General features: G+C 66.3%; 28 protein-coding genes and 1 tRNA gene. 27 read left to right on the forward strand and 2 right to left on the reverse strand.

The features are described from left to right. Positions 1-21 precede the first annotated feature (21 nt). Entirely contained in the window at positions 22-996 is a 975-nt protein-coding gene (locus tag IS481_RS11925; RefSeq protein WP_104355643.1) for a Bug family tripartite tricarboxylate transporter substrate binding protein, read from the reverse strand. A gap of 152 nt (positions 997-1,148) precedes the next feature. Here IS481_RS11925 and IS481_RS11930 point away from each other — a divergent pair, with 152 nt between their 5' ends. Continuing rightward, positions 1,149-1,997, forward strand: coding sequence for an IclR family transcriptional regulator (locus IS481_RS11930; protein ID WP_104355644.1), 849 nt, complete (start codon positions 1,149-1,151; stop codon positions 1,995-1,997). A gap of 83 nt (positions 1,998-2,080) precedes the next feature. On the opposite strand, the gene IS481_RS11935 is transcribed toward IS481_RS11930, so the two are convergent. After that, positions 2,081-2,156, reverse strand: a tRNA-Lys gene (locus IS481_RS11935). 479 nt (positions 2,157-2,635) lie between these two features. Here IS481_RS11935 and IS481_RS11940 point away from each other — a divergent pair. The 26 genes from IS481_RS11940 (at position 2,636) to IS481_RS12060 (ending at position 23,113) form a co-directional block, all read left to right on the forward strand. Then, a complete protein-coding gene (locus tag IS481_RS11940) occupies positions 2,636-3,475 on the forward strand; it encodes a hypothetical protein (protein ID WP_170067416.1) in 840 nt (279 codons plus the stop codon). Positions 3,476-3,768: 293 nt separating this feature from the next. After that, positions 3,769-5,457: a DNA-directed RNA polymerase gene (locus IS481_RS11945; RefSeq protein WP_104355646.1), complete on the forward strand. Its 1,689-nt coding sequence runs from the start codon at positions 3,769-3,771 to the stop codon at positions 5,455-5,457. Positions 5,458-5,516: 59 nt separating this feature from the next. Then, complete coding sequence (locus tag IS481_RS11950; RefSeq protein ID WP_104355647.1) at positions 5,517-6,143, forward strand: hypothetical protein; 627 nt, start codon at positions 5,517-5,519, stop codon at positions 6,141-6,143. A 2-nt stretch (positions 6,144-6,145) separates the two neighbouring features. Further along, entirely contained in the window at positions 6,146-6,490 is a 345-nt protein-coding gene (locus tag IS481_RS11955; protein WP_104355648.1) for a hypothetical protein, read from the forward strand. A 35-nt stretch (positions 6,491-6,525) separates the two neighbouring features. Then, positions 6,526-7,104: an ssDNA-binding protein gene (locus IS481_RS11960; RefSeq protein WP_170067418.1), complete on the forward strand. Its 579-nt coding sequence runs from the start codon at positions 6,526-6,528 to the stop codon at positions 7,102-7,104. Positions 7,105-7,111: 7 nt separating this feature from the next. After that, positions 7,112-7,507 carry a RusA family crossover junction endodeoxyribonuclease gene (locus IS481_RS11965; protein ID WP_198425421.1) on the forward strand — a complete coding sequence of 132 codons (396 nt, stop codon included), beginning with the start codon at positions 7,112-7,114 and terminating at the stop codon, positions 7,505-7,507. Continuing rightward, a complete protein-coding gene (locus IS481_RS11970) occupies positions 7,504-7,737 on the forward strand; it encodes a helix-turn-helix domain-containing protein (RefSeq protein ID WP_104355651.1) in 234 nt (77 codons plus the stop codon). Before IS481_RS11965 ends, IS481_RS11970 begins: the two co-directional genes overlap by 4 nt. Continuing rightward, entirely contained in the window at positions 7,737-7,925 is a 189-nt protein-coding gene (locus IS481_RS11975; protein WP_104355652.1) for a hypothetical protein, read from the forward strand. The genes IS481_RS11970 and IS481_RS11975 overlap by 1 nt, the downstream gene beginning before the upstream one ends. Beyond that, a complete protein-coding gene (locus IS481_RS11980; protein ID WP_104355653.1) occupies positions 7,922-8,146 on the forward strand; it encodes a hypothetical protein in 225 nt (74 codons plus the stop codon). The genes IS481_RS11975 and IS481_RS11980 overlap by 4 nt, the downstream gene beginning before the upstream one ends. Further along, positions 8,143-8,277, forward strand: coding sequence for a hypothetical protein (locus tag IS481_RS18490; RefSeq protein WP_259371673.1), 135 nt, complete (start codon positions 8,143-8,145; stop codon positions 8,275-8,277). Before IS481_RS11980 ends, IS481_RS18490 begins: the two co-directional genes overlap by 4 nt. An 81-nt stretch (positions 8,278-8,358) precedes the next feature. Continuing rightward, positions 8,359-8,544, forward strand: coding sequence for a hypothetical protein (locus IS481_RS11985; protein ID WP_104355654.1), 186 nt, complete (start codon positions 8,359-8,361; stop codon positions 8,542-8,544). Further along, on the forward strand, positions 8,541-10,199 hold the full coding sequence (locus IS481_RS11990) for a DnaB-like helicase C-terminal domain-containing protein (RefSeq protein ID WP_146079494.1): 1,659 nt from the start codon (positions 8,541-8,543) through the stop codon (positions 10,197-10,199). The genes IS481_RS11985 and IS481_RS11990 overlap by 4 nt, the downstream gene beginning before the upstream one ends. Beyond that, positions 10,180-10,503, forward strand: coding sequence for a hypothetical protein (locus IS481_RS11995; RefSeq protein ID WP_104355656.1), 324 nt, complete (start codon positions 10,180-10,182; stop codon positions 10,501-10,503). Before IS481_RS11990 ends, IS481_RS11995 begins: the two co-directional genes overlap by 20 nt. After that, positions 10,500-10,685: a hypothetical protein gene (locus IS481_RS12000; protein WP_104355657.1), complete on the forward strand. Its 186-nt coding sequence runs from the start codon at positions 10,500-10,502 to the stop codon at positions 10,683-10,685. Before IS481_RS11995 ends, IS481_RS12000 begins: the two co-directional genes overlap by 4 nt. After that, on the forward strand, positions 10,682-12,568 hold the full coding sequence (locus IS481_RS12005) for a DNA polymerase (protein WP_104355658.1): 1,887 nt from the start codon (positions 10,682-10,684) through the stop codon (positions 12,566-12,568). Before IS481_RS12000 ends, IS481_RS12005 begins: the two co-directional genes overlap by 4 nt. Beyond that, positions 12,555-13,016: a hypothetical protein gene (locus IS481_RS12010; protein WP_146079495.1), complete on the forward strand. Its 462-nt coding sequence runs from the start codon at positions 12,555-12,557 to the stop codon at positions 13,014-13,016. The genes IS481_RS12005 and IS481_RS12010 overlap by 14 nt, the downstream gene beginning before the upstream one ends. Before the next feature lie 151 nt (positions 13,017-13,167). Next, the gene (locus IS481_RS12015) at positions 13,168-13,959 is read left to right on the forward strand and encodes a hypothetical protein (RefSeq protein WP_170067419.1); all 792 of its coding nucleotides are present in this window, start codon (positions 13,168-13,170) and stop codon (positions 13,957-13,959) included. A 73-nt stretch (positions 13,960-14,032) separates the two neighbouring features. Then, positions 14,033-14,653 (forward strand): deoxynucleotide monophosphate kinase family protein, encoded by a 621-nt coding sequence (locus IS481_RS12020; RefSeq protein ID WP_104355661.1) that lies wholly within the window; start codon positions 14,033-14,035, stop codon positions 14,651-14,653. Then, positions 14,653-15,189, forward strand: coding sequence for a hypothetical protein (locus tag IS481_RS12025; protein ID WP_146079496.1), 537 nt, complete (start codon positions 14,653-14,655; stop codon positions 15,187-15,189). The genes IS481_RS12020 and IS481_RS12025 overlap by 1 nt, the downstream gene beginning before the upstream one ends. Before the next feature lie 16 nt (positions 15,190-15,205). Then, positions 15,206-15,454 carry a hypothetical protein gene (locus tag IS481_RS12030; RefSeq protein ID WP_104355663.1) on the forward strand — a complete coding sequence of 83 codons (249 nt, stop codon included), beginning with the start codon at positions 15,206-15,208 and terminating at the stop codon, positions 15,452-15,454. A 547-nt stretch (positions 15,455-16,001) separates the two neighbouring features. Beyond that, positions 16,002-17,513 (forward strand): portal protein, encoded by a 1,512-nt coding sequence (locus tag IS481_RS12035; protein WP_104355666.1) that lies wholly within the window; start codon positions 16,002-16,004, stop codon positions 17,511-17,513. Further along, positions 17,513-18,385: a capsid assembly protein gene (locus IS481_RS12040; RefSeq protein ID WP_104355667.1), complete on the forward strand. Its 873-nt coding sequence runs from the start codon at positions 17,513-17,515 to the stop codon at positions 18,383-18,385. Before IS481_RS12035 ends, IS481_RS12040 begins: the two co-directional genes overlap by 1 nt. A 189-nt stretch (positions 18,386-18,574) precedes the next feature. Beyond that, entirely contained in the window at positions 18,575-19,555 is a 981-nt protein-coding gene (locus tag IS481_RS12045; RefSeq protein WP_104355668.1) for a major capsid protein, read from the forward strand. A 107-nt stretch (positions 19,556-19,662) separates the two neighbouring features. Beyond that, positions 19,663-20,235 (forward strand): hypothetical protein, encoded by a 573-nt coding sequence (locus IS481_RS12050; RefSeq protein WP_104355669.1) that lies wholly within the window; start codon positions 19,663-19,665, stop codon positions 20,233-20,235. Beyond that, positions 20,235-22,556 carry a phage nozzle protein gene (locus IS481_RS12055; protein WP_104355670.1) on the forward strand — a complete coding sequence of 774 codons (2,322 nt, stop codon included), beginning with the start codon at positions 20,235-20,237 and terminating at the stop codon, positions 22,554-22,556. The genes IS481_RS12050 and IS481_RS12055 overlap by 1 nt, the downstream gene beginning before the upstream one ends. Before the next feature lie 8 nt (positions 22,557-22,564). Further along, positions 22,565-23,113: a virion core protein, T7 gp14 family gene (locus tag IS481_RS12060; protein ID WP_419186828.1), complete on the forward strand. Its 549-nt coding sequence runs from the start codon at positions 22,565-22,567 to the stop codon at positions 23,111-23,113. Positions 23,114-23,124 lie beyond the last annotated feature (11 nt).

Here is a 23,124-nt window from a genome sequence, read left to right on the forward strand (position 1 = left end):
GAACGGCGCTCCGGCAGGCGGTCAGTCCAGCGTGATGTTCAGGTCGCGGATCAGCTTGTGCCAGCGCTGGCTTTCGGTGCGCAGCAGTTCGGCGTACTCGGCAGCCGTGCTGCCCACCGGCTCGACGCCGAACTCCACGAGGCGCTTGTGGACCTCGGGATCCTTGATCGACTCGACCACGCGCTTGTTCAGCGTCGCCACGATGTCGGCCGGGGTCGACGCGGGCGCCACCATGCCCACCAGGGCTGCGGCCTCGACGCTCTTGTAGCCCAGCTCGGCGAAGGTCGGCACGTCGGGCAGCTGCGCCAGGCGGCTGGCATGCGCCACCGCCAGCGGCTTGAGCTTGCCGCTGCGGATGAAGGCGGCGCCGGCAGCGTAGTCGACCATCATCGCCGGCACCTGGCCGCTCACCACGTCGCCCAGCGCCGGCGCAGCACCGCGGTAGGGCACGTGCACCATGGACAGGCCGGCCTCGGTGTTCAGCAGCTCCATGGCCAGGTGGTGCGGGCTGCCCGCGCCGGCCGAGGCAAAGCTCAGCGCCCCCGGCTCGGCCTTGGCCTTGGCGATGAACTCCTTGGCGCTGTTCACCCCGAAGCCCGGGTTGACCACCAGGATCATCGGGAACCGGCCCATCAGCGTGACCGGCGTGAAGTCCTTGGTCGCGTTGTAGGTCAGCGACTTGTACAGCACCGGGTTGAACACCAGCGTGCCGTTGTCGGCCGACAGCACGGTGTAACCGTCACCGGGCGAGCGCGCGACGTCCGAGGCACCGATCGAGGTGTTGCCGCCCGGCTTGTTGTCGATGATCACTGGCTGCCCGATGCGCGCGGCCAGCGCCTGCCCGATGGTGCGGGCCAGGAAGTCCGAGCCGCCGCCGGCAGCGTACGGCACCACCCAGCGCAGCGGCTTGGACGGATAGGCGGCGGCTTGCGCGGAAGCGGCCGAAGGGGCCAGCAGCGGCAGCGCCAGCAGCAGGGCGGACAGGTACTTCTTCATCGCGGCTCCTTTCTCTGATGCGCATCAATTACGCTTTGCGCAATTCTGGTACGCAATGCGTAATCAATGCATACTGGCTTACCCGATGCCTGCGAGCTGCCCGCACCGATGCACCGGCCCGCTAACATCGCGCCAACGTCCCGCCACCTGCCATGCCCCGCCCTGCCACCGCCCCGCCCACCGAAGCCCCCGCCCGCGCGCCGCGCGCGCGTCGCCAGCGCGTGCAGGCCGCCGCCACCGGGGTGGCGGTGCTCAAGGGGCTGTCGCGCCTCGGCGGGCGCGCCAGCCTGACCCGGCTGGCAGCCCACCTGGGCGAAAGCCCGGCCAAGGTGCACCGCTACCTGATCAGCCTGCTCGAGGCAGGGCTGGTGGCACAGGACGCCGTCTCGCAGCACTACTACCTGGGGGCCGAGACCATCCAGCTCGGCATCGCCGCGATGCGCCAGGCCGACCCGCTGCGCGCGGCCGAACCGTCGCTGGCACGTCTGCGCGAGCAGCTGGAAGTGACCTGCTTCGTGGCGGTGATGGGCAACAAGGGTCCGACCATCGTGCGGTTCGAGGAGCCGGCGCTGCCGGTGACGCTGAACGTGCGTGTCGGCTCGGTGCTGTCGCTGCTGTGGTCGGCCACCGGCCGGGTGTTCCTGGCGATGACGCACGACGGCCGGGTCGAGGCGCTGGCACGCGCGGAGCTGGAGGCCGCCAGCGCCGAACAGCGCCGCGGGCTGGACCCGCGCGACCCGATCGGCACGCTGCGCACGCAGGTGCGCGCCGCCGGCGTCGCCACGGTGCGAGACACCTACCTGCCCGGTGTCAGCGCGGTGGCCGCGCCGCTGATCGACTACACCGGCCAGGTGCGCGCGGTGCTGACCGCGCTCGGGGCCACCGGCGGGTTCGACCCGTCGCCGCAGGGCCCGATCGCCCGCACCGTGCGCGAGGAAGCCGAAGCCGTCAGCCGGTCGCTGGGATACCGGCCGCAGGAGGACGCCGCCACCGCCCCGTGATCCGGCACGCAACCGACAGCCTCCCACGGCCGCAAAGCAAAACAGCCACCGTGCGGACGCATCGGTGGCTGTCGAAGAAATCTTGGTGGGCCCTGTAGGATTCGAACCTACGACCTACGGATTAAGAGTCCGCTGCTCTACCAACTGAGCTAAGAGCCCTGCGTTTGCGGGTCAAAGACCCTGTCAAGCGCGAAGAATGCAATTCTAGCATGGACTCCACGCGGATTTGAAGGGGGCACCTCGCAACGCGTGCGAGGTGCGGGCGCAAGCCGTGCCCAAGGCCCTGCCCCGAGGACGCTCCGGGCCCAGCCTGAACAAAGGACGAAGCGGGAGTGCCTGCATCGGCCTCCAAAGGCCCCCCCAAAGCCCCCCAGCGAGGGCGATCAAGTCATCGCCTCACGCCTGGGCGCAAGAAAAGGAAAAGCCCCGAAGGCCTGCATCCACGCAGGCATCCGGGGCTTCTGTTCTGGTGGGTTGTACAGGATTCGAACCTGTGACCAACGGATTAAAAGAACGATCGCACCCCGACGGGGGCGAAGAAAGTCCCGAAAAATCAAGCACTTAGCGAAGGCCAGAAAAGCATGCAACAAGCTGACTCGCCGGATCAAGGACTTAGGGTCCCCCCAAAAGTCCCCCTAGTGAAGCAACCTTCCGAAATCGTCCCGGTGGGGCCGCACGACCATCGGGCTCAGCGCGAGTGGGAGCACTACCAGGTCGCCAAGGGGATTGAGCGGTACCGCCAGACGCTCCAGAAAGTCCACGAGGACGGTCGCGTGACTCGCCGCGGTCTCCAGGACTTGGAGCCCGGCCAGGTGATAGCCAAGGAGCTGATCGGTCCCCTGGTAGAGCGCATCCGCCAGGCCCAGCAGGCTCCGATGGAGAAGATCGGAACCCGGCTGACCCTCTCGGACGCCGAGTGGGGCCTGTCGCTCCTACCGGCCGAGACGCTGGCCGCCGTCACCGTGCTGCATGCCCTGAGCCGGGCCGAGCCCGGTCCCTTCACGGCATGCGCCATCGCCCTGGGCACCAGGGTGCAGCACGAGTGGGAGTACCAGAACTGGAAGGCCGCCGAGGCTGCGGCCGAGAAGGAGCGCAAGCAGAAGGACCCGGAGTCCCAGGTCCCCAACCTGTTCAAGCTCATGCTCGCCCGGAACAACCGGCAGATCAACGAGCGCATCTTCGCCAAGTGGAAGAAGAAAGCGCCGCTGTTCTGCGCGGTCAACTGGACGACGAACCTGCGGGCGCACATCGGCAGCGTCCTGCTGGGCATGCTGGTCGAGAGCAATGCCTGGTTCGAGGTCGTGGTCGAGCGCGTGAACATGCGGCAGACCCGCATCTTCCGCATGACCGAGCTGGGTATGGCCTGGGTCGCCGACCGCCACCAGCAGAACGAGCTGATGCGGCCCTACCTCCTGCCGATGATTTGCGAACCGCTGGACTACGACTACAGCGGCGAAGCGCACCCGCAACTAGCGTAACAGCATGACAGAACCGCCCCGGTCGCCACTGGTGGCCAGCGCGGCGCGAAGGTCATCGTGGGGCCCGACACCGCGGCTTCACTCCTGGAGCGGCGCAAGAAGCTCCAAGAACCCGTGCTTGCGGCCATCCGCGAGCACAACCGCCAGCGCGAAGCTGCTGCCGCTGGCGGCCAGTTCCGTCGCGATCACGCCCCGACCGTGACGCTCGCGGCCTGAACAAGCTGAACAGTACCTGCCTTAAGCCCGGAGTCCCGGGCGTTTCTACTTTCTGACACCTGCTGACAGGAGCTGCCATGCCTGCACTGACCGGAGGCTACCTGACCCTTCGCACCAACGCGGTCAAGGGTCAATTGAATCCCCACACCGCGGCCCTCGACCGACCCCTGACGGGCGCCGCGCTGGAGGCCCTGAACTGGGTCCAGAAGACCCGCTGGAAGATCAACAAGTGGGTCCTCGACGTGGCGCTGCAATGCCGCGACGAGGGTATCCCTGTTGAGGGCCTTCCCCGTCCTGACAACATCCCTCTGCCTGATCCGCTCCCAGAGGACGTGTACGCCGCCCTCCCGAAGGAGGAGCAAGTGAAGCGCCGTCGGCAGATGGAGGAGATTCACAGCAAGAACGCTTCCCTCATGGGTCAGCGAGCGGCGGTCTACCGTCGTCTGTCCCTGGCCGCGGACCTAGCGTCCTTCCCGGCCCTGTGGTTCCCTCACTTCTGCGACTTCCGTGGCCGGCTCTACCCGATTGCCCAGGAGCTGCACCCGCAAGGCGACTCCCTGACCAAGGGACTGCTGACGTTCGCCGAGCCGGTGCGCCTGGGAGCGAATGGTCAGTGGTGGCTGTACGTGGTCCTGGCGAATGCGATGGGGCACGACAAGCTGCCGCTACAGGAGCGTGCCGACTGGACCGACAACAACCTGAACCTGATCCTGGCGACCGCCAAGGACCCGCTGGCCTACATCGACTTCTGGGCGCACGAGGACGTGGACTCCCCCTGGGAGGCCCTTTCCCTTTGCTTTGAAGTAGCGCAACTGTGCGAGTGGGCCGCCCTGGGCAACCGCGTGGAGGACTTCGAGAGCACCGTCCCGGTCCGCCTGGACGCGACGTGCTCGGGTATCCAGCACCTGTCCGCTCTCATGCGCGACGAGGCGTCGGCCCGGTGCGTCAACGTGCTACCGACCGGCAAGCGCGAGGACATCTACTCGGACGTGGCGAACAAGGTCAAGCAGTTCGTGGCCACGGACGCCGCCAAGGGCAACCCCTTGGCCGTCCAGTGGCTGGGCAAGATCGGCCGCAAGACGGTCAAGCGTGCTGTCATGACCACACCCTACGGCGTCACCGAGTCCGGCATCGCCGAGCAGCTTGTCAACGACGGCTTCTGCAACCACTTTCGCGGGGAAGACCGGCGGAAAGCTGCGGCCTACCTGCGCGACTGCATCGTGGGGGCGCTGGACGAGAGCATCGGCCAGCCGCGTCGCGCCATGCAGTACATGCAGGACGTGGCCCGATTCTTGGCGGAGAACAACCTGCCGCTCCAGTGGACCACCCCGGCCGGCTTCACCGTCCGCCAAGCGTACTACGAGACGCACGAGACCCGCGTCGAGACGCTGATCGGAGACGTAAGCCTGCGCCGCGAGAAACCCGAGGCCGGGCTGGTCGTGCGCAAGCAATGCGCCGCGGCCGCTCCAAACGTGGTCCACTCCTTCGACGCCGCGCACCTCTGCCGCACAGCGGTCGCTATGAAGCGCGACGGTGTGCGTGACCTGGCGTTCGTTCATGACTCCTTCGGGACGCACGCCGGCCACACCGACACCCTCTCGCAGCGCCTGCGCGAGGAGTTCGTCGCCATCTACTCCCGGCCCGCCCTGGAGGAGTGGCGCCAGTCGGTCATCGTCCACTCGGGGCGTGACGACATCCCCCCGATCCCCAAGCTGGGCGCCCTGGACGTTTCCAAGGTCCTGGAATCGGAGTTCTTTTTCTCTTAACTAGCGTAACTGCGCTAGTTCATGTTGCACTACGAAAGGAATCTTCAATGAGTCTGCCGATGCGCTACAACACCGCCGAGGAACTGGTCGCCGACTTCGAGGCGGGTGCCGGATTCCGGGTGGTCGGTCTAGTGAGCGGTAACGCATACATCGTCACCGACATCCGCCTGGTGCCGCCCCGCCGCTCCACGGCGGGCTTCGTGGTGGAATCCCGCGCCGGTGCTTACGCATACTTCGACCTGAACGGCGAGGACAGTCTCCACGGTATGCGCCTGGAGAAGATCGCGGAGGCCCCGCAGCAGGCCGCGGTCATCCCGCTGCCCGGGTTCTACGTCGCCCGCTACGCCAAGGACACCGGACTGCCCGAATTCTCGGCACAGCCGAAGCGCCACGACACCTACGAGAAGGCGGCGCGAGAGGCCCAGCGGCTGGCCCAGAAGGTCCCCGGTTACCGCTTCGGTATCTTCGAGAGCCGTGACGAGCGGTACGTCGCGCCGCCGAAGCCCAAGCGCCGGTACCGCCTGGTCTCCTTCCAGCTCCAGGACGGGGACATCGACTCGCGCCTGTACCCGCTGGGCGACTCCTACTCCACGCCGCCCCGCTTCAACGTGGGCGACCCCTTTAAGACCGGGCGCGGCGACGCCACGGTCGTGAGCGTCCACGAGTTCGCCGTGGCGGTGAAGTGAGCATGGAGCACTACTCCAAGCAAGTCGAGCAGGACCTGCTGGTCCTGACCCAGGTCCTGACCGTCTCCTTCGCCGGACTCATCAAGGAGGTCGCCAAGCTGGGCTACGCGGACTCGCAGGGCCAGGCCAGTGACGACGATTTGAGCGGTCCCGCGCACGGGAAGCGTCTGTACTACGCCAGTCTGCTGGCCCTGGCGACGGTCGCGGCCAACCTGCGCGACCTGGCGCAAATCCCGGATGAAGCCTGGGAGGAGGCGAACACGCTCGCGGCCGACCCGAACTCCCTGACCAACACCACCAAGCTGCTGCCGCGTGCCCAGGCGGTCTATGCGGCAGTGATGAACTGACAAGAACCTGAAAGGAATTCTCACCGATGTCGAAAATGAAGACTGTCGAGAAGGGCGTGACCCCGCGGGGCACTTTCCAATGGGCATGGCTGGACAAGCCTGACACCAAGTTCGACAAGTCCAAGTACAAGGTCACCATCATCCTGGAGAAGGGTGTCCCTGAGAACGACGCCTTCGCCAAGAGGCTGAACGACCTGCACAAGGCAGCGAAGGGCAATGCCGAGCACCGTCCGGCAAAGGACGGGGACGCTCTGGCCGAGGACGACGAGAAGAAGGAACGCTTCCGCGGTCACTGGGTCGTCACCTTCAAGACCAAGAACAAGCCCGAGCTGCGCGGCCCTGGCGGCAAGAACGATGTGCTGGCGGTCGCCCCGCGTAGCGGCGACTATGGCCGCGTGGCCTACGCCGTGGCCGAGTCGGGTCAGGGCAGCGCCTACCGTGGCGTGATCCTGTACCTGAACGCTGTGCAGCTCCTGGAGCGCCGCGCCGTCTCCAGCGGCGCCGATATGTTCGAGGACGAGTCGGACGAGTTCGGTCCCGACACCGCGCGTGCCGAGAGCGATCCCGACGTGGACGGAGGCACCGACCCGGACGATGACGCAAGCGACTTCTGAGGCCCGGGTGACGCGGGACGAGGAGACCGGCGAGGTCTCCATCGTCATCAACATCACCCCGCAGCCCACGCCGCGGCCCCGGGTGGCGAAGTTCGGTACCTACTACCCTGCCACCTACAAGGCTTACATCAAGGAGCTGGACGCCATGATCCCGCCGGCCGCTGTGGCCCTGGAGGGCGAGCTGCTGGTGGAGGTGGAGGCCGTGTGCCAGCCGATCAAGAAGTCCAAGTTCACGACGCCGGCTGGCGACGTGGACAACCTGGCGAAGGGCGTGCTGGACATGCTCACGAAAAAAGGGTTCTACGGCGATGACCGTCAGATCGTGGACCTGCACGTCACCAAGCGGTTCCCTCGCGATGACGAGCAGCCGCACTTCCGCATTTCCCTGCTGGAGATCGAATGAACATCAAACTCCTGACCCCACAAGCTGCACGAGTCCTTGAGCACATGCGCAAGACCGGCAGCATCACCAACGTGGAGGCCAACGCCGTCCATCGCGTTCGCTCGGTGTCCCGTCGCATCACCGAAATCTCCCGCGCCCTGGAGGGCAGCGACTACGAAATCCGCCGTGAGTTCAAGCGCGACGTGACGGGGCAGCTCTACGTGCGCTACTTCCTGGTGAAGTCCCGCTGATGGTCTGGTTCTTCACCGCTCTGTCGGTGGTCCTGGCGATGCTGAAGCTGATCGGCATCGAGCCGGTGGCCGCCTGGTCCTGGTGGGCCATCTTCGCCCCGTTCATCGGCTCGCTCGCGCTGGCCGTCAGCGTCGCCGCGATCCTCCTGGTCGCCTTCCTTTGCTTCTACTCGAAAGCTTCGCCATGAGCTACCTGAAATCCTTGTTCTGCCCCACCGTGGACTCGGTGCTGGCGGGCATCAACAACCTGGTCAAGCGTCTGGAGCGGGTCGCCAAGCGTTCCGCCGAGGCCGCTGTCGCTGAGCGCCGCGCCATCGTCTCCGCGCAGAAGCGCGTGGAAGCCCTCGACAACGAGACGTGCCGCGCCCTGGAAACCGCCCAACGCATCCGCGAGACCTTCCGCCTGTGAACCAGCACATCCACCCTGAACTGTCCGACGAGAGCCCCGACCCCAACTTCATCGACTTCAACTCGGACGAGCCGCTGCCGGTGTGCCCCACCCGCAACAACGGGGATGACACCTGCGAAAGCTGCCAATGACCTGAGCGGGTGACCCCCCCCGCTCCCTTCTCCTCAACCTGGGCCGCCACTGCGCGGCCCTTTGTCTTTTCTGGAGCCCCAATGAGCCATCCGAACATCTCCGCACCGATCACTGTCCGCGCCGGCGGCATCACCGCCGTGTATCAGGGCCGCGGTCGCTGGGCTGTCAAGTCCCGCCGCGTGAACGCCAAGACGCTGACTCACGGCGAGCTGCTGGGGTTCCTGCCCGACTACACCCGTCCTCGCCGAAGCAAAGGTGCGAAGTGAGCGAGCGCGACGGTTCCACGCTGCTGCACAAGGGACCGTGCTCGGAGTGCGGGTCCAGCGATGCCTGTGCCGTCTATGACGACGGCCACGCGCATTGTTTTTCGTGCGGCACCCACTTCCGCAACGCTGAAGGGCCCGGAACGCCGCGGGAGCCCGCCAACCCCGAACTGATCCAGGGAGGACGTTATGTCGATCTACCGAAACGCGGACTTCGAGAGGAAACTTGCCGACGCTACGGGTATGTCGTCGCGGACTTCAAGGGCAAGCCTTGCCAAGTCGCGCCGTACCACGACGCCCAAGGTCGCTTGGTTGCTCAAAAGCTCCGCTTCGCCGACAAGTCCTTCATCGTCCGCGGGCGCCTGAAGGAGGCCGGGCTGTTCGGTCAGCACCTTTTCCGCCACGGAGGGAAGATGGTGGTCGTGACCGAGGGCGAGATCGACGCCCTGTCGGTGGCCCAGGCCCTGGCCCTGAAGTGGCCGGCGGTCTCCATCCCGAATGGTGCTCATGGCGCCGTCAAGGCGATCAAGGCGCAACTGGAGTGGCTAGCCTCCTACGACTCCATCATCCTTTGGTTCGACAACGACAAGGCTGGCCGTGATGCAGTAGCTGCGGTGGCCCCGCTGCTGCCCCCGGGCAAGGTGAAGATCGTCACCGCGCCTGGCGACTGCAAGGACGCCAACGACGTACTGACCCGGGTAGGTGTCTCGGAAGTTCAGCGCCTGGTATGGGACGCCCCGACGTACCGCCCGGACGGCATCGTGATGGGCGAGGACATCGAGCTGTCCCGACTCCAGACCATCGAGAAGGGCTGGCAGACTCCCCTACCCGAGCTGAACCGGATGACGGGGGGAATCCATGAGGCCGAGCTGTGGCTGCTGACCGCGGGCTCAGGCATCGGAAAGTCCACGACATCTCGCGAGTGGCTGAAGAAGGCCCTGGAGGACGGTATCCCCTGCGGCGCGGTGTTCCTGGAGGAAAGCAAGGAGACCACGGCCAAGGCCCTGATCGCCCTGGACCAGAACACGCCACTGTCGCGACTGCGCGAGAACCCCTCGATCCTGACGCCGGCCCAGTGGGAGGCGAGCTACCGCAAGCTGATCGCCAACGGGCGGTACTTCGCCTATGACCACTTCGGGTCCGTCGAATCGGACAACCTGATCGCCAAGCTGGAGTACATGGCGGTCTCCTGTGGGGTGAAGCTCTGCTTCCTCGACCACATCTCCATCGCCGTCTCGGGGCTGGACATGGACGAGGGCGAGCGCCGGGCCATTGACATCCTGATGACCCGCCTGCGATCCCTGATCGAGCGCACGCGAATGAGCGTGATCGCGGTATCGCACCTGCGTAAGGTCGGCGGGGACGCCAAGAGCTTCGAGCAGGGCGGTCAGATTGACCTGGACTCGCTGCGCGGCTCGGGCGCCCTGAAGCAACTGTCGGACACCGTGGTCGCCATCGAGCGCGACCAGCAAGCGGAAGACAACGAGGAGAGGGACAAATCCCGGGTCCGCCTCCTGAAGTGTCGGTTCACTGGCATGACCGGGCTGGCGGACGTTCTTCGCTACGACCGCAACACCGGCCGGCAGGTCGTGCTCACCGCGTTCCCCGACTCGGTGGACACCCCGGCCGACAAGGACGATGAAGACCCGCCCTTCTGATCCAAGGCGGCGCCTAGTCACCCTCGCAAAGTACCGAGCCAAGAAGAAGGGCATCCCCTTCGGCATCACCTACGAGGACGTTTATGTCCCCCGCTACTGCCCCGTCCTGGGGATTCCGTTGCGGTCGGGCGTAGGCGTCGCGTGCGACCACTCCCCCACCCTGGACCGGATAGACCCGGACAAGGGCTACGTGCGGGGAAACGTGGTCGTTATTTCCAACCGAGCCAACCGGCTCAAGGGCGACGCGGGCTGGCGTGAGCTGGTCCGCATCGCTGCGTTCTACCAACAACTGGATTCATCGTGAGCAACACCCGCTACGAACTCAAGGTTGACCCCACGGTCGCCTACACCCGGACCATCTTCGTCCCCAACACCGAAAACATTCTGGACGCCGCAGATTTCGCGGTGACCGACGTGGTGCAACGTGCCCGAGCCGCCGGCCGCAAGCCGGTGATGGTTGAGGTCACTGTCCGCGTCGCGCCGTGACCGACGACGGAATCCTGCTGTTCGACATCGAAGGCGACGGGCTGCTGGACACGCTGACGACCTGCTGGGTTCTCTGCATCTCTGGCCCGGACGCCGCGACCGTCGAGGACGTGGACGCCTACACCGACCACGACCCCGCCTTCCCCGCCATTCGCGTGGGGATCGACCGCCTCAAGCGGCATGTCGAGGAGGGCGGCAAGGTAGTCGCGCACAACGGCATCGGCTACGACGCCCAGGCCCTGGAGAAGCTGTACGGCCTGGTACTCAAGCCGTGGGATCACCTGCTGGACACGTTGGTCCTGGGGCGACTGCACAACCCCTCTCGCCCTGGCGGCCACTCCCTGGGCAGCTACGGCGCCGAGTTCGGTGTTCCGAAGGGTGAGCACGACGAATGGGATCGCTACTCCCGAAAGATGCTCGACTACTGCCGGCAGGACGTGGTGGTCCTGGCCGCGCTGTGGCGCAAGCTGAAGGGAGTCATGACCTGGGGCGAGAGCCCTGAGCTGGAGCACCGGGTCGCCCACCTGATCGAGCTGCAACGCGCCAACGGCTTTCGTCTGGACCTGCCCAAGGCCATACAGCGGGCGGCCGAGCTGGACGACGAGTGTCAGCGGTTGCGCCTGAAGCTGAGCGAGGTGTTCCCGCCGATCTATGTGAGCACGGGCACCCGAGTACCGAAGCGTAACCTCAACACGAAGCCGAAGGACGGCTCGGTCGCCATGAGCTACACGGCCGGAGCCCCGTACACGGCCATCAAGCTCCAGGACTTCAACCCCGACTCCGAATTCCACGTCGCTCGCCGGCTCAAGGCGAAGTACGGCTGGGAGGCCCCGCTTACCGAGAAGGGCAACCCGAACATCACCGAGGCCGTGCTGAAGAAGCTGGACTTCCCTGAGGTCTCGCTGCTGCTGGAGTATTTCCGCAAGAACAAGATGTGGACCCAGCTTGCGGCCCCTCCGAAGGGAAGCAGCAAGGGCGGCTGGATTCAGCACGCGAACGAGCGGACCCACCGGGTCCACGGCTACGTGAACTCCAACGGAGCCGTGACTGGCCGCATGACGCACAGCAACCCCAACTCCGCGAACATCGACAAGGAGCTGCGGGACCTGTGGATTCCTGGGGAGGGCTTCCTTCAGGTGGGCACCGACGCTGAGGGCCTGGAGCTGCGCATGCTCGCGCACTACCTGTACCCCTACGACGGTGGCGCCCTGACCCGCGCGTTGCTGGAGGGCGATAAGTCCAAGGGCACCGATGCGCACTCGATGAACCGCAAGAACACCGACCTGTTCTCGCGGGACGGCGCGAAGACCCTGCTGTACGGCTCGCTGTACGGCGCGGGCGACGAGAAGGCCGGCGCAATCTGGGTCGCCGATTGGCGCTCCAGCGGCAAGCCGGAAAGCGAGTGGCCCGCCTGGGCGCTCAACTCGCGCGGGAAGCTGAAGCCGCTGAAAGCGATTGGCAAGGAGGTCAAGCGCCGCCTGATCGACGGTATCGCCGGCTTCGGTCAGCTCATCGAGGACGTGCAGGCCGCCGCCAAGAAGCGCGGATGGCTGCGCGGCCTTGACGGGCGACGCATCCGTGTGCGCTCCCAGCATGCCGCGCTGAACACGCTGCTGCAAGGCGGCGGTGCCGTGGTCATGAAGAAGGCTCTGGAGCTGTACCACCGTCGCGTCACCGAGGAATTTGGCTGGGTCCACGGCAAGCACTTCGGCTACCTCGCCAACGTCCACGACGAGGTGCAGCAGGAGGTGCTACCGGAGCTGGCCGAGACGGCCGGCAAGGAGTTCGCCCTAGCCATCACCCGTGCTGGGGAGCACTTCAACCTGAAGTGTCGCCTGGACGGCGCCTACGACATCGGAACGAACTGGCATGAAACCCACTGAGAAGTTTGCGAAAGAGTACGCGGAGGTCCAAGAGCTTCTGAAACACCACCCCGAGGTGGGCGACTTCACGGTCGTGGGCTCCTCGCGGATTGTCGAGGACCCGCAGGACCTGGATGTCCTGGTGCTGCTGCCGCGACGGCACGGCAACGAGGGGACCTCACTGGCCCGGGATGCCGAGGAGACTGCCCTGGCCGCCTTCGGTCAGGACTGGCAGGCGTGCCGTGAATCCTACGAACTCCTGGGTCACCACTGGTGTGCGCTGCGGCGCGGGCCCATCAACCTGATCGTGACCACCGACCCCGACTGGTTCTCCCGCTTCCGGCGGGCGGACGAAGTGTGCGTCGCGCTGAAGCTGACGAACAAGGCCGACCGCAAGGTGGTCCATCGCATCGTCCGCGACGGCTATGACGCCAAGCTGGCGGTGGCATGTGCAACCGTCGAATCATGACCGCACACAACGACTCCCGCCGGACTGCCCGGCTCAAGCTCCTGTATTTGATCCCCCTGACCCTCCTGGCGTTCGTGCCGTACCTCCTGGCGTGCGCGTGGGGGCTGCTGAGCGAATTGGCGGACGGGGTGCGTAACGCCTGGAACCACGAGTGACCCTCGCCCTGATTGACGGCGACGAGCTGATCCTGAAGGCGGCAGTCATCGGGACCGAGGAAATCGACTGGGACCGGGGAGCCGTGGAGAAGCGCGGTCCTACCTTCAAGGAGGCCCGCAGCACCCTGGAGTCCATGCTGGAGTCCTGGGTGGAGGCCGCAGGCGCGGACGACTACCTGGTGGTCCTGTCGCCGGACGACCGCAAGCTGTTCCGCCGAGGACTGTTCCCGGGCTACAAGGCCGGGCGTGGTGAGAAGCCGGAGCACTTCTGGAAGCTGGTCCGGTACGTCCGCGACGCCCACCCTGTCCGGTCCTTCCCCGGTCTGGAAGCAGACGACACGATGGGGCTTCTGTCGGGGCCCGGGAAGGTCATTGTGTCCTCCGATAAGGACATGAAGACCGTCCCAGGTCCTCTTTACAACCCAATGAAGGGTACCCGCGGCGTCATCTCTGCCCAGCGGGCGGACTTCCAGTGGATGCTCCAGACCCTCACCGGGGACCCCACCGATGGCTTCGAGGGTTGCATCGGCTGCGGCACGGCCGGCGCCCTGGCGGTCCTGGACAAGGCAACCGACCTGGCGGGCTGGTGGCCCCTGGTGGTCGAGCGGTTCTGCAAGCCCAAGACCAAGCGATACGCCGCGTTCCCGCAGGGGGAATCGGACGCCGTACTGCAAGCGCAGCTCGCGCACATCCTGCGGCCCGGGGAGTTCGACCCTGAGAGTGGCCGCGTGACCTATCGACTAGGACGCAAGTCCATCACGTTCAATGCCTATGACCTCGCAAACTGACCGCTCGCACTTGGACTGCGGTGACTGCAAGTACCACGCCCAGGGTTACATGCCGCCGACCTGCCGGAGCTGCATGAACGAGCAGGAGCGCACCGGCCAATGGCTGCCGCTGTTCGACGGCCTCCCAGCGGAGAACCGTCGCCCGACTGAGCAACCCCTGCTGATCGGCCTGGCTGGCCGCGCCCGCAGCGGCAAGAGTACGGTGGCCGGCTACCTGGCTCGCCGGTACGGCTTCATCGAGCTGTCGTTCGCCGCGCCGATTCGCACGTTCGTGGCCGACCTCCTGGACCTCTCGGTCAAGGACCTGGAAGGTCCGGAGAAGGAGAAGGTGGTGGACTGGGTGGGGAAGTCGCCGCGCTACATGATGCAGACCCTGGGCACCGAATGGGGCCGACGGCTGATCGGTGAGGACTTCTGGGTCAAGCGTGTGCTGCGCCGGGTGCGGGAAGTCACCGGCTGCGGTTTCCCGGTGGTCATCTCGGATGTCCGCTTCGACAACGAGGCCGAGGCGATCCGTGCTGCCGGCGGGCACATCCTGCACATCAGTCGTCCGGGCGCCCCGCTGGTGTGCGGCCACGTCAGTGAGGCCGGCGTGACCGCGCATCTGGGCGACTACTCCATCCTGAACAACGGGAGCATCGAGGCTCTGCACAGGCAGGTGGAGCTGGCCGTTCGCTACTTCCGCACCCTGTGATGAGCACCCGTCTCAAGGTCCTGCTGATTGCACTCGCTGCGGCCCTTGCTGCGCTCCTGGTGACCCAGTGGCGATCCTCGCTGATCGAACTGGGACGCATGGAGGAGCGAGCGGCTGCGGCCGAGCGCCTGGCCCAGGAGCGCAAGTACCGCGAAGAAGCGGTAGCGAAAGCCGAGGCCGAGTCCCGGGCCCGCTTCGACCTCAAGCTCGCCGAACTCCAACGAGACCATGACCAAATTCTTCAACGTCTCCAAGCTGAACTACACGATTCTGAGCTTCGCAATGTGCGTCTCACTCGGGAGCTTGCACGGCTGCACGACGCCGCCGCGACCGGCGTGGGAACTGCCCCCGCTACCGGCCCACCTGGCGGCGAAGCCCCAGCCCCTGAAGACGTTGCCGGCCCGACCGGCGCCGACCTACTGATGGTGGCCACGGAGAACTATGCAATCTGTCATCGCACGGCTGCGCAACTGGTGGAGCTGCAAGACTGGTACGAGGCCCTGCGCCTCCGACTCCAAGCGTCCCCCGGTAAGTAGTGGGCGCGGTATCGCCTTGGACTACCCGGACGACTCCGGGCTACCGTCCGGGCTCCCCGCGCCTTCTGCCCTCCGCATCCTGGCCGCACACCTGGCCGCGCAGCTCCCCACCGAGGAGGCGCTGTCGCTGGTCAAGCGTAAGGAGTACCCGCTGATCCATGAACTCGCCGGCTACCACGAAGCCGTCGATGCAATCAACGCGATTGCCGAGCAACTGGAGGAAGCCGCGAGGGAAGCGCAGAAGGCGCAGGGCCTTTCTCTGTGACCTCCGCTCTTTCCTGAAACGGACGGGGTACCCCTATGTGGACCTGTGGCCTGCGTCGATCCTCGGCGCGTGCGTGGTCCGTGTTCTGCGTCGTGGCCGCGAGCTTGCGGCTGCGGTGTGGTTCGAGGACCGCGGTGACGGTATAGCCGCGCTCCACGCGCATGCTGCACCCGCCGTCCGAGGTCGCTGGCTAACGCCGGCCAACCTTCGGTATCTGGCCCGCGAAGCCCGAGCCGCGGGTTTTGTCGCACTCACCGCCGTCCCACTGCCCGAGCACCGGCACTACGCCCTGAGGCTCGGGTTCGAGGAGATGGACGGCGGGCTTTTCCTCCCCCTCTACACCCTCCCCAAGGAGCAATCCAGTGGGTAAGCCCAAAGCTAAGGCGCCGCCGCCTCCGCAGCAGAAGGAGCTACAGGTCGCGCCTATTCTGGAGGACGCCGTAGCGGAAGACGAGGACCCGCAGAAGAAGCGAGTCACCCGTAGCTCCCTGCGGTTCCAGTACCTGACCGAAGCGCCGGCTCAGAAGGGTAGCGGGGTCACCATCGTATGACCCAGGCGTCCCTTCAGGACCGCTACGCCGAACTGACGCCCGAGCGCGACGCGGCTCTGCGCCGCGCCCGCGGCTGCGCGGCGATCACGGTGCCGGCCGTCCTGCCCCCTGAGGGGCACACCTACCAAAACAACCTCCCCGCCAACTACACGAGCTTCGGCGCCCGGTGCGTCACGAACCTGGCGTCAAAGCTGCTATTGGCGCTCCTTCCTCCCGGCGCCTCATCGTTCCGGCTTAACGTCCCGACCAAGCTACTGGTTGAGGCTGGGGCCAACTCCGCGCCTCCCGAGATCGTCCAGGGCTTGGCCCAGGTTGAGAACCTGGTCAACGCCAAGATAGAAGCCCTCGGCTGGCGTCGTCCGACCTTCGTCACCCTGCTGAACCTGATCGTCACGGGGAATCTCTGCGAGTACATCCTGCCGGACGGGCGTCTCAAGCAGTACCGCCTGGACCAGTTCGTGTGCGTCCGCGACTTCGCAGGCGAAGTCCAGGAGATTGTTACCTGCGAGGTGATGAAGGCGCGGTCCCTACCGGAGGCCCTGAAGCACCGCACCCAGAAGCGTCCTGAGGAGGACGTGAAGCTCTACACCCAGTTCAAGCGACTGGACGAGCGTCGCTACGCGATCCGTCAGGACCTGGACGAGTCCGTCGTGCTTCCCGAGGAGCATTACCACGGGATCATGCCGGCGAACGCCCTGACCTGGGACCTGGTGCCCAGCGAGAACTACGGTCGCTCGCACGTCGAGCACAACTACAACGACCTGGAATCGTTGGACAAGGTTGCACAGGGCCTGCGGGAGATCACCGCGATGGCCTCGCGGCATCTGACGTTCGTGCGCCCCAACGCGACCGGCGGCAACCTGCGTAAGCGGATCGCCGAGGCTCGCAATGGCGCGGTGCTGTCGGGCAACATCGAGGACGTAAACACCCTCCAGTTCCAGTCAGCCGGTCAGTATCAGCTTCTCCAGAACCAGGAGGAGGCCCTGAAGCGTGACCTGGCGCAAGCCTTCCTGCTGACCTCCGCCCTGCGGCGAGACGCCGAGCGGGTCACGGCCTACGAAATCCGCATGCTGGTGCAGGAGCTGGAGTCCGCCCTGGGCGGTACCTACTCCTTGCTGGCGTCCACGCTTCAGGCGTGGCGTCTGCGCAAGCTGATCGCGCAGATGCGGTCGCGGCGGGAGCTTCCCGACCTGGGTGACGACGCCGTTGAGATTGTCGTGACGACTGGCCTGGAGGCCCTGGGCCGCGACGAACAGCTCAACCGAGTCCGCGCGTTCCTGGAGTTGATGAACTCGGCGACTCCGTTCACCGACGAGGTGCCCCTGTTCGTGAAGCTGGACGAAGTGCTCACGCCTGGCGCTGTGGCGCTCGGCTTCCCCGCGGCGATCCGAACGAGCGCGGAAGTCGAGGAGATGAAGCGGGCGCAGGCTCAACAACAACTCATGCAGCAGGTGGCGGGCGCCGCCGCAGGGCCGCTTGCCACCGCTGCCGTTCAATCTGAGGTCTGATGACTCAAGTCACCATTCCCGTCCCCGCCCAGGCCGCTGCGTCCACCAGTCAGGGGGCCGCGCCTGGTACCCCCGAGTACAACGCGGCGATGATCGCTCTGTTCGAGGGTCAAGGCGCACCCGCCTCCCAGGCGGCCCAAGCGCCGGCCGCGGCCCCGCAGGGCGACCAGAAACCCGCGGATCAGCCCACCGCGCAGGGTGGGCAGGCTGCGCAGACGCCTCCGGAGAACCCGCAGGGCGACCAGAAGCCGGCCGACCAGAAACCGGGCGAGTCCGAGCAGAAACCCGACGACCAGAAGCCGGACGAGACGCCGAAGCCCAAGACGCTAGGTGACTACCTCGCCACGCCCTACACGGAGTTCGTGGGACAGGACGGCCAGGTGAAGGCTGAGGTCCGCGAGGACCTGAAGACGCGCTTCGGCATCACCGACGAGCAGATCGACGCGCACTTTGCCGCCATGAAGCTGGCGGACGAGCAGTCCGCGCGGTTTACCGAGATGGAGAAGCGCCTGGCCGAGCTGGAGCGCGAGCGCCGCACGGCGGTCCTTCACACCTACGCTGGCGGTCAAGCCCAGTTCGAGGAGCTGATTGCGTGGGGCAACGCCAACCTGACGCCGCAGGAGCGCACGTTCCTGAACGACCAGCTCAATGGTCCGTTCGCGCAACAAGCCATCGAGTTGCTGAAGTTCAAGCGGGGAGCCACGGTCCAGGCTGACCCGCAGATTCACACGCCGACCACGGGCGCTTCGGGCGCCCAGGGAGGCTTCCGCTCGCAAGCGGAATACCTGGCGGCCATCTCCGACCCCCGGTACGAGACTGACCACGCCTACCGTCAGCAGGTCTACAGCCGGCTGGCCGTCTCCGACTTCTAACCCTCCATCAACCAGGCCCCTGCCTCCGGCCCGGCGTGTCGCCTCGGCGCGGTAGGAGGGGGTCTCCTCTTTCCTCCATTCCCTCGGTCCCTCGCGGTTCTCCGCCCCATTCCCACGGGCGGCGCGAGGGGCCTCCACTCCTCTCAATTCGACTTAGCTGCAATGGCTTTTGGTGACCAAAGCACCCCGGTGATTCCGGGCCAAAACAAGGGTACTGGCGACGACCGCGCCCTGTTCCTGAAGATCGCGGGCGGTGAAGTCCTCAAGGCGTTCACCGCCGCCACCATCATGGCGGGCAAGACCCGCGAGCGCACCATCTCCGGTGGCAAGGAAGCGCAATTCCCGCGCACGGGCGTCTCGAAGGCCGAGTACCTGAGCCGCGGCCAGGAGATGCTGGGCAACCCGTACCTGATGGGCGAAGTGACGGTGGGCCTGGATGCCCCGCTGGTGGCCCACCACGACATCTGGGACTTCGACGCCCTGATGGCGCACTTCGACTTCCGCTCGCCCATCGTGAGCGACATGGGCCAGGCCCTGGCCCGCACGTTCGACCAGAACGTGATGCGTGCCATCATCCTGGCCGCTCGCACGCCGCAGCAGCACGCTGCATTCAACGACGGCGGCACCGTGCATCAAAGCGCGGACCTGCTGTCCACGGGCAACATCGACGGCTTCAAGTGGGTTCAGGAGCTGCGCAAGGTTCGCCTGGCGCTCATCAAGAAGAACCTGCCGGCCAACATGCCGCTGTACGGCGTGGTCAGCCCGGACGTGATCGATGCGATCAAGTGGGCGAAGGACCCGAACTCGGGCCAGTACGTCATCCTGGACCGCAACTTCGCTGGCGGCAACGCTGCTGACGTGGCCGGTGTGACCGAGACCGTGCGCGTCGCTGGCATCACCCTGATGGCCTCGACGCTCCTGCCGAACACGGACGAGTCCAGCGCCTCCGACGTGTTCGCCAAGTACCGCGCGGACTACTCGAACACCGCGGGCATCGTCTGGGCGCCGGATGCGGTTGCCACGCTGACCCTCCAGGGTCTGAAGATGGAAACCGCGCGTGACACCCGTCGCCTGTGCGACGTGCTGGTCGCGTCGCGCTTCAACGGTCATGGCACGCTCCGCTCGGAGTTCGCTGTCGAGCTGCGTCGTCCGGCTGCCGGCGGCAACTAATCGTCAACCCCAAGGGGCCACTGCAAACGCGGTGGTCCCTTTTTTTTGCTTGGTTGCAGTCCCCACGGGCTCCTGGTCCGTGAGGAGTGTGCCCACCGACAACGATCATGGCCTACACCAAACTCGAAGCAATCAACGAAATCCTCACCTCCGTAGGCGAGTCCGCTGTTCTCACCTACGGGCAAGGCGCCTCCGACGTGGTGAACGCCGAGACGGTGCTGGACCTGGAGACCCGGGCCGTGCTTTCCACCGGCTGGGAGTGCAACACCGACGAGGACTTTGAGCTGGTCCCGGACTCCGACGGACGCATCGCGGTTCCCGCGGACGCCCTGGTGGTGGACCCCGTGGACCCCTACCAGCGCATCACGATGCGCAAGGGCTACCTCTGGGACAAGGAAAAGCACACCGACGTGATCGGCAAGCCTGTGCGCTGCCGCGTGGTACGCGACATGGCATTCGAGGAGGTCCCATACCACGTCCAACGCCGCATCGTGGCACAGGCGGTCGTCCGCTACCAGAACTCCTACGTGGGTTCCCCGACGCTGGACAAGGCCGCCCAGGCGAACCTCGCTGCGGCTGATGCCCAGGCGCAGGACATCGAGGCTGACGTGGACGACTACAACATCCTGGACAACGTGGACATCGCGTGGCACCGGCGCTGGACGGTGCGGGGGCTGTAATGGACACCCTGTTGCAGCCCCGGATCGGGGCCCTGTACCAAGGGGTCTCGCGCCAGGCCCCGCTCATGCGGGCGCCCAACCAGTTCGAGGACCTGGTGAACTTTCTCCCCGCGGTTGACGTGGGCGGTGCCGTGGACCGTCCCGGGACCGCCCTTGTGCAGTCCCTGGTGAAGGCGAACTACGCCGCGGGCCCGCACCACTTCTTCCGCACGACCGACGGCCGCCGCTGGGTCTTGCTGCGGGGCGCTGCGCCCTCGACCCTGGAGGTCCGCAACTGGGACACCGGGGAGGTCGCCACGCTGAATATGCACCCCAACGTCTGGTCCTACCTGGCCGCGGGCACGGGCGACCTGAAGTTCCTGACCATCTCGGACACGACCCTGATCCTGAATCCAGCGGTGACGGTGACGGCCACCGAGAGTGCCCGTCCTACCCTGACGGTCGCCTACCTGGTGATCCGCTCGGTCTCCTCGGCCAAACAGGCGTTCATCGTATCCCGGGAGGCCGGTCCGTCCGCCACGATGGCCCTGAGTAACGGGAACACTTCCACCCGGGAGACCGTCGCCACCAGCCTGGCGAACGCGATCAACAGCACCTCGGCCCTGGGCCTGGGGGCCAGCACCCTGGGCAATGCGCCGTACATCATCAAGCTCACCGGCTCGGCCGCGGCCATCGAGATGGTCATGGCGCGTAACGACTGGGACGGTGGCGCGGTGACCCTCATCAAGGGCCGCGTGAACTCCACAGCAGACCTTCCGCCGGCGTTCGAGGAGGGCTACCCGATTGCCGTGGACCTGGCGCAGGGCGATCGCAAGTCCACCTTCTACGTCCGCTTCGACCTGGCGAAGAACGCCTGGATCGAGACGAGCTACCTGGCACACGACGCCGCCACGGCCACGCTCAACGCGAGCACCATGCCGCTGCGTCTGCGGCTGTCGGGCGCCAACGAGTTCACCCTGGAGACGTGCCCGTGGAATCCACGGACCCGCGGGGACTCGGACAGTAACCCCCTGCCCTACTTCGTGGGCAAGCGCATCACCGCGCTGGCGCACTGGAAGGGCCGCCTGCTGACCGCGTGCGAGGACACGATCTACACGTCCCAGGCCGACGACTTGTTCAACTTCTGGCGCGAGACGGCTCGCGAGGTCCGTGCTTCGGACCCCGTTAAGCTTCCTGCGGACGCCCCGGGTATCTCGGTGATCCGCCACATCGTCCCGTTCCGCAACAAGCTGATCGTGACATCGGACAACGCCCAGCTCGAAGTCCCGGGCGACCAGCCGTTCAAGCCGGACACGGCGACCATGAGCGTCGCCACCCGGTACAACCTCGACAAGGACTGCACGCCTGTGGTGGTCGGCGACTGCCTGTACTACACGGGCCCGTTCGAGGGACGTGCGGCCCTCTGGGAGTATTACTACGACGACTCGGCAGCCAGCAACACCGCCTTCGACCTGAGCAAGCACGTCCCTGGGTTCATCCCTGGGAAGGTGCGCAAGATCGACGGATCGGCCGAGACCGGGCGGGTGATCGTGTGGACCCCGCAGGCGCCCACGGCGTTGTTTGTCCACACCAGCTACTGGACCAACGGGCGACGCGAGCAGAACGCATGGACCCGCCTGGAGTTCCCGGGCGTCTCGGCCATCTGGGACTTCTGGGTTGACGCGGACCATCTGTGCATCGCCGCGGTGAGCAACACGCGCCTGTGGCTTCTCCAGCTCCCTCTGGAAGCCAACCTGGACGGCGACGTGCGCCTGGACTTCCAGTCCCGTGCCACGAGTGTGGTCTGGGACGCCGAGCGCGTGCGCGTGCCCCTGCCTGCTGGCCTGCACGAGACTGCGGGTCTGGTGTTCGCGGTCCCTGTAGAAGGCGGCTGGTTCGCCGAGTACACCGGGACGGTGGTCATGGTGGGGAGCAACCGCTTCCTGGAAATCCAGGCGCCCCTCGGGGAGACCGAGGGAATCCTAGGGACCCGCTTCCCGCGGTCGTTCACCTTCTCGCCGTTCTATCCGTCCATCGAGGAGCTGCCCACGCCGATGGGACGGCTCCAGGTGCGGCAGGTGGTCCTGGACATGCTCCGCACCGGGGACCTCACGGCCACCCTGAAGCGTAAGGACCGCTCGCCGGACCTGGTGGTCACCCGTTCCCCGCGAGTGCTGGGCGAGCACGCTACGCAGCCCATCGTGGGCGAGAACGTCCAGGTGCGCATCCCCTTCAACTCCCGCGGCGACGCGGCGTCCCTGACGGTCACGGCGACCTCCACGGTCCCCACGGCCATCACGGGGTACACGCTCCTCGCCCGTTACACCAACCCCCTTCGCTGAGGATTCACATGGGAATTTCAGCCGCTGCGGCGGCGTACCTGGCGACAGCGGCCTCTGCCGCTGCCGCGGGTGCTACTGCCTACATGCAGAACAAAGCTCTCGAAGCTGAGGCGAAGGCCGCGGAGGCCAACGCCCGCGAACAGAACCGCGTGATCGAGCAGGAGGCCCTCGCCGCCCAGCAGCAAGCATCCGAGCAGGTCTCGGACCGCATGCGGCAGGCCGCGCGGCAGCTCTCCGAAGCTCGCCTGCTGGCTGCCGAGGGTGGCGGCTCCTTCGCGGCCCGCGCCTACAACATCGGCGTGGCGGCCGACGAGGACGTTTCGCGTATCAGCACGGGTCTGAAGAACACCAACTCGGCGCTGCGCGATGAGGCCAACGCCGTCCGCGTGAGCGTGGACAACGCCAACGCTTCCTTCTCCACCCGAGCCAATGCCCTGCGCGTGCAGTTCCTGTCCGAGGCCGTGGCCGCCGGTGCCGACGCCTACGCGACCAACAAGCGTCGCGCGGCTGAGCTGAAGGTAGCCAAGAACTCGACGCAGGACTACAAGATTCGCTAAGGAGCATTCCA

The sequence above is a fragment of the Caldimonas thermodepolymerans genome (assembly GCF_015476235.1).
Lineage (GTDB): Bacteria > Pseudomonadota > Gammaproteobacteria > Burkholderiales > Burkholderiaceae_C > Caldimonas > Caldimonas thermodepolymerans.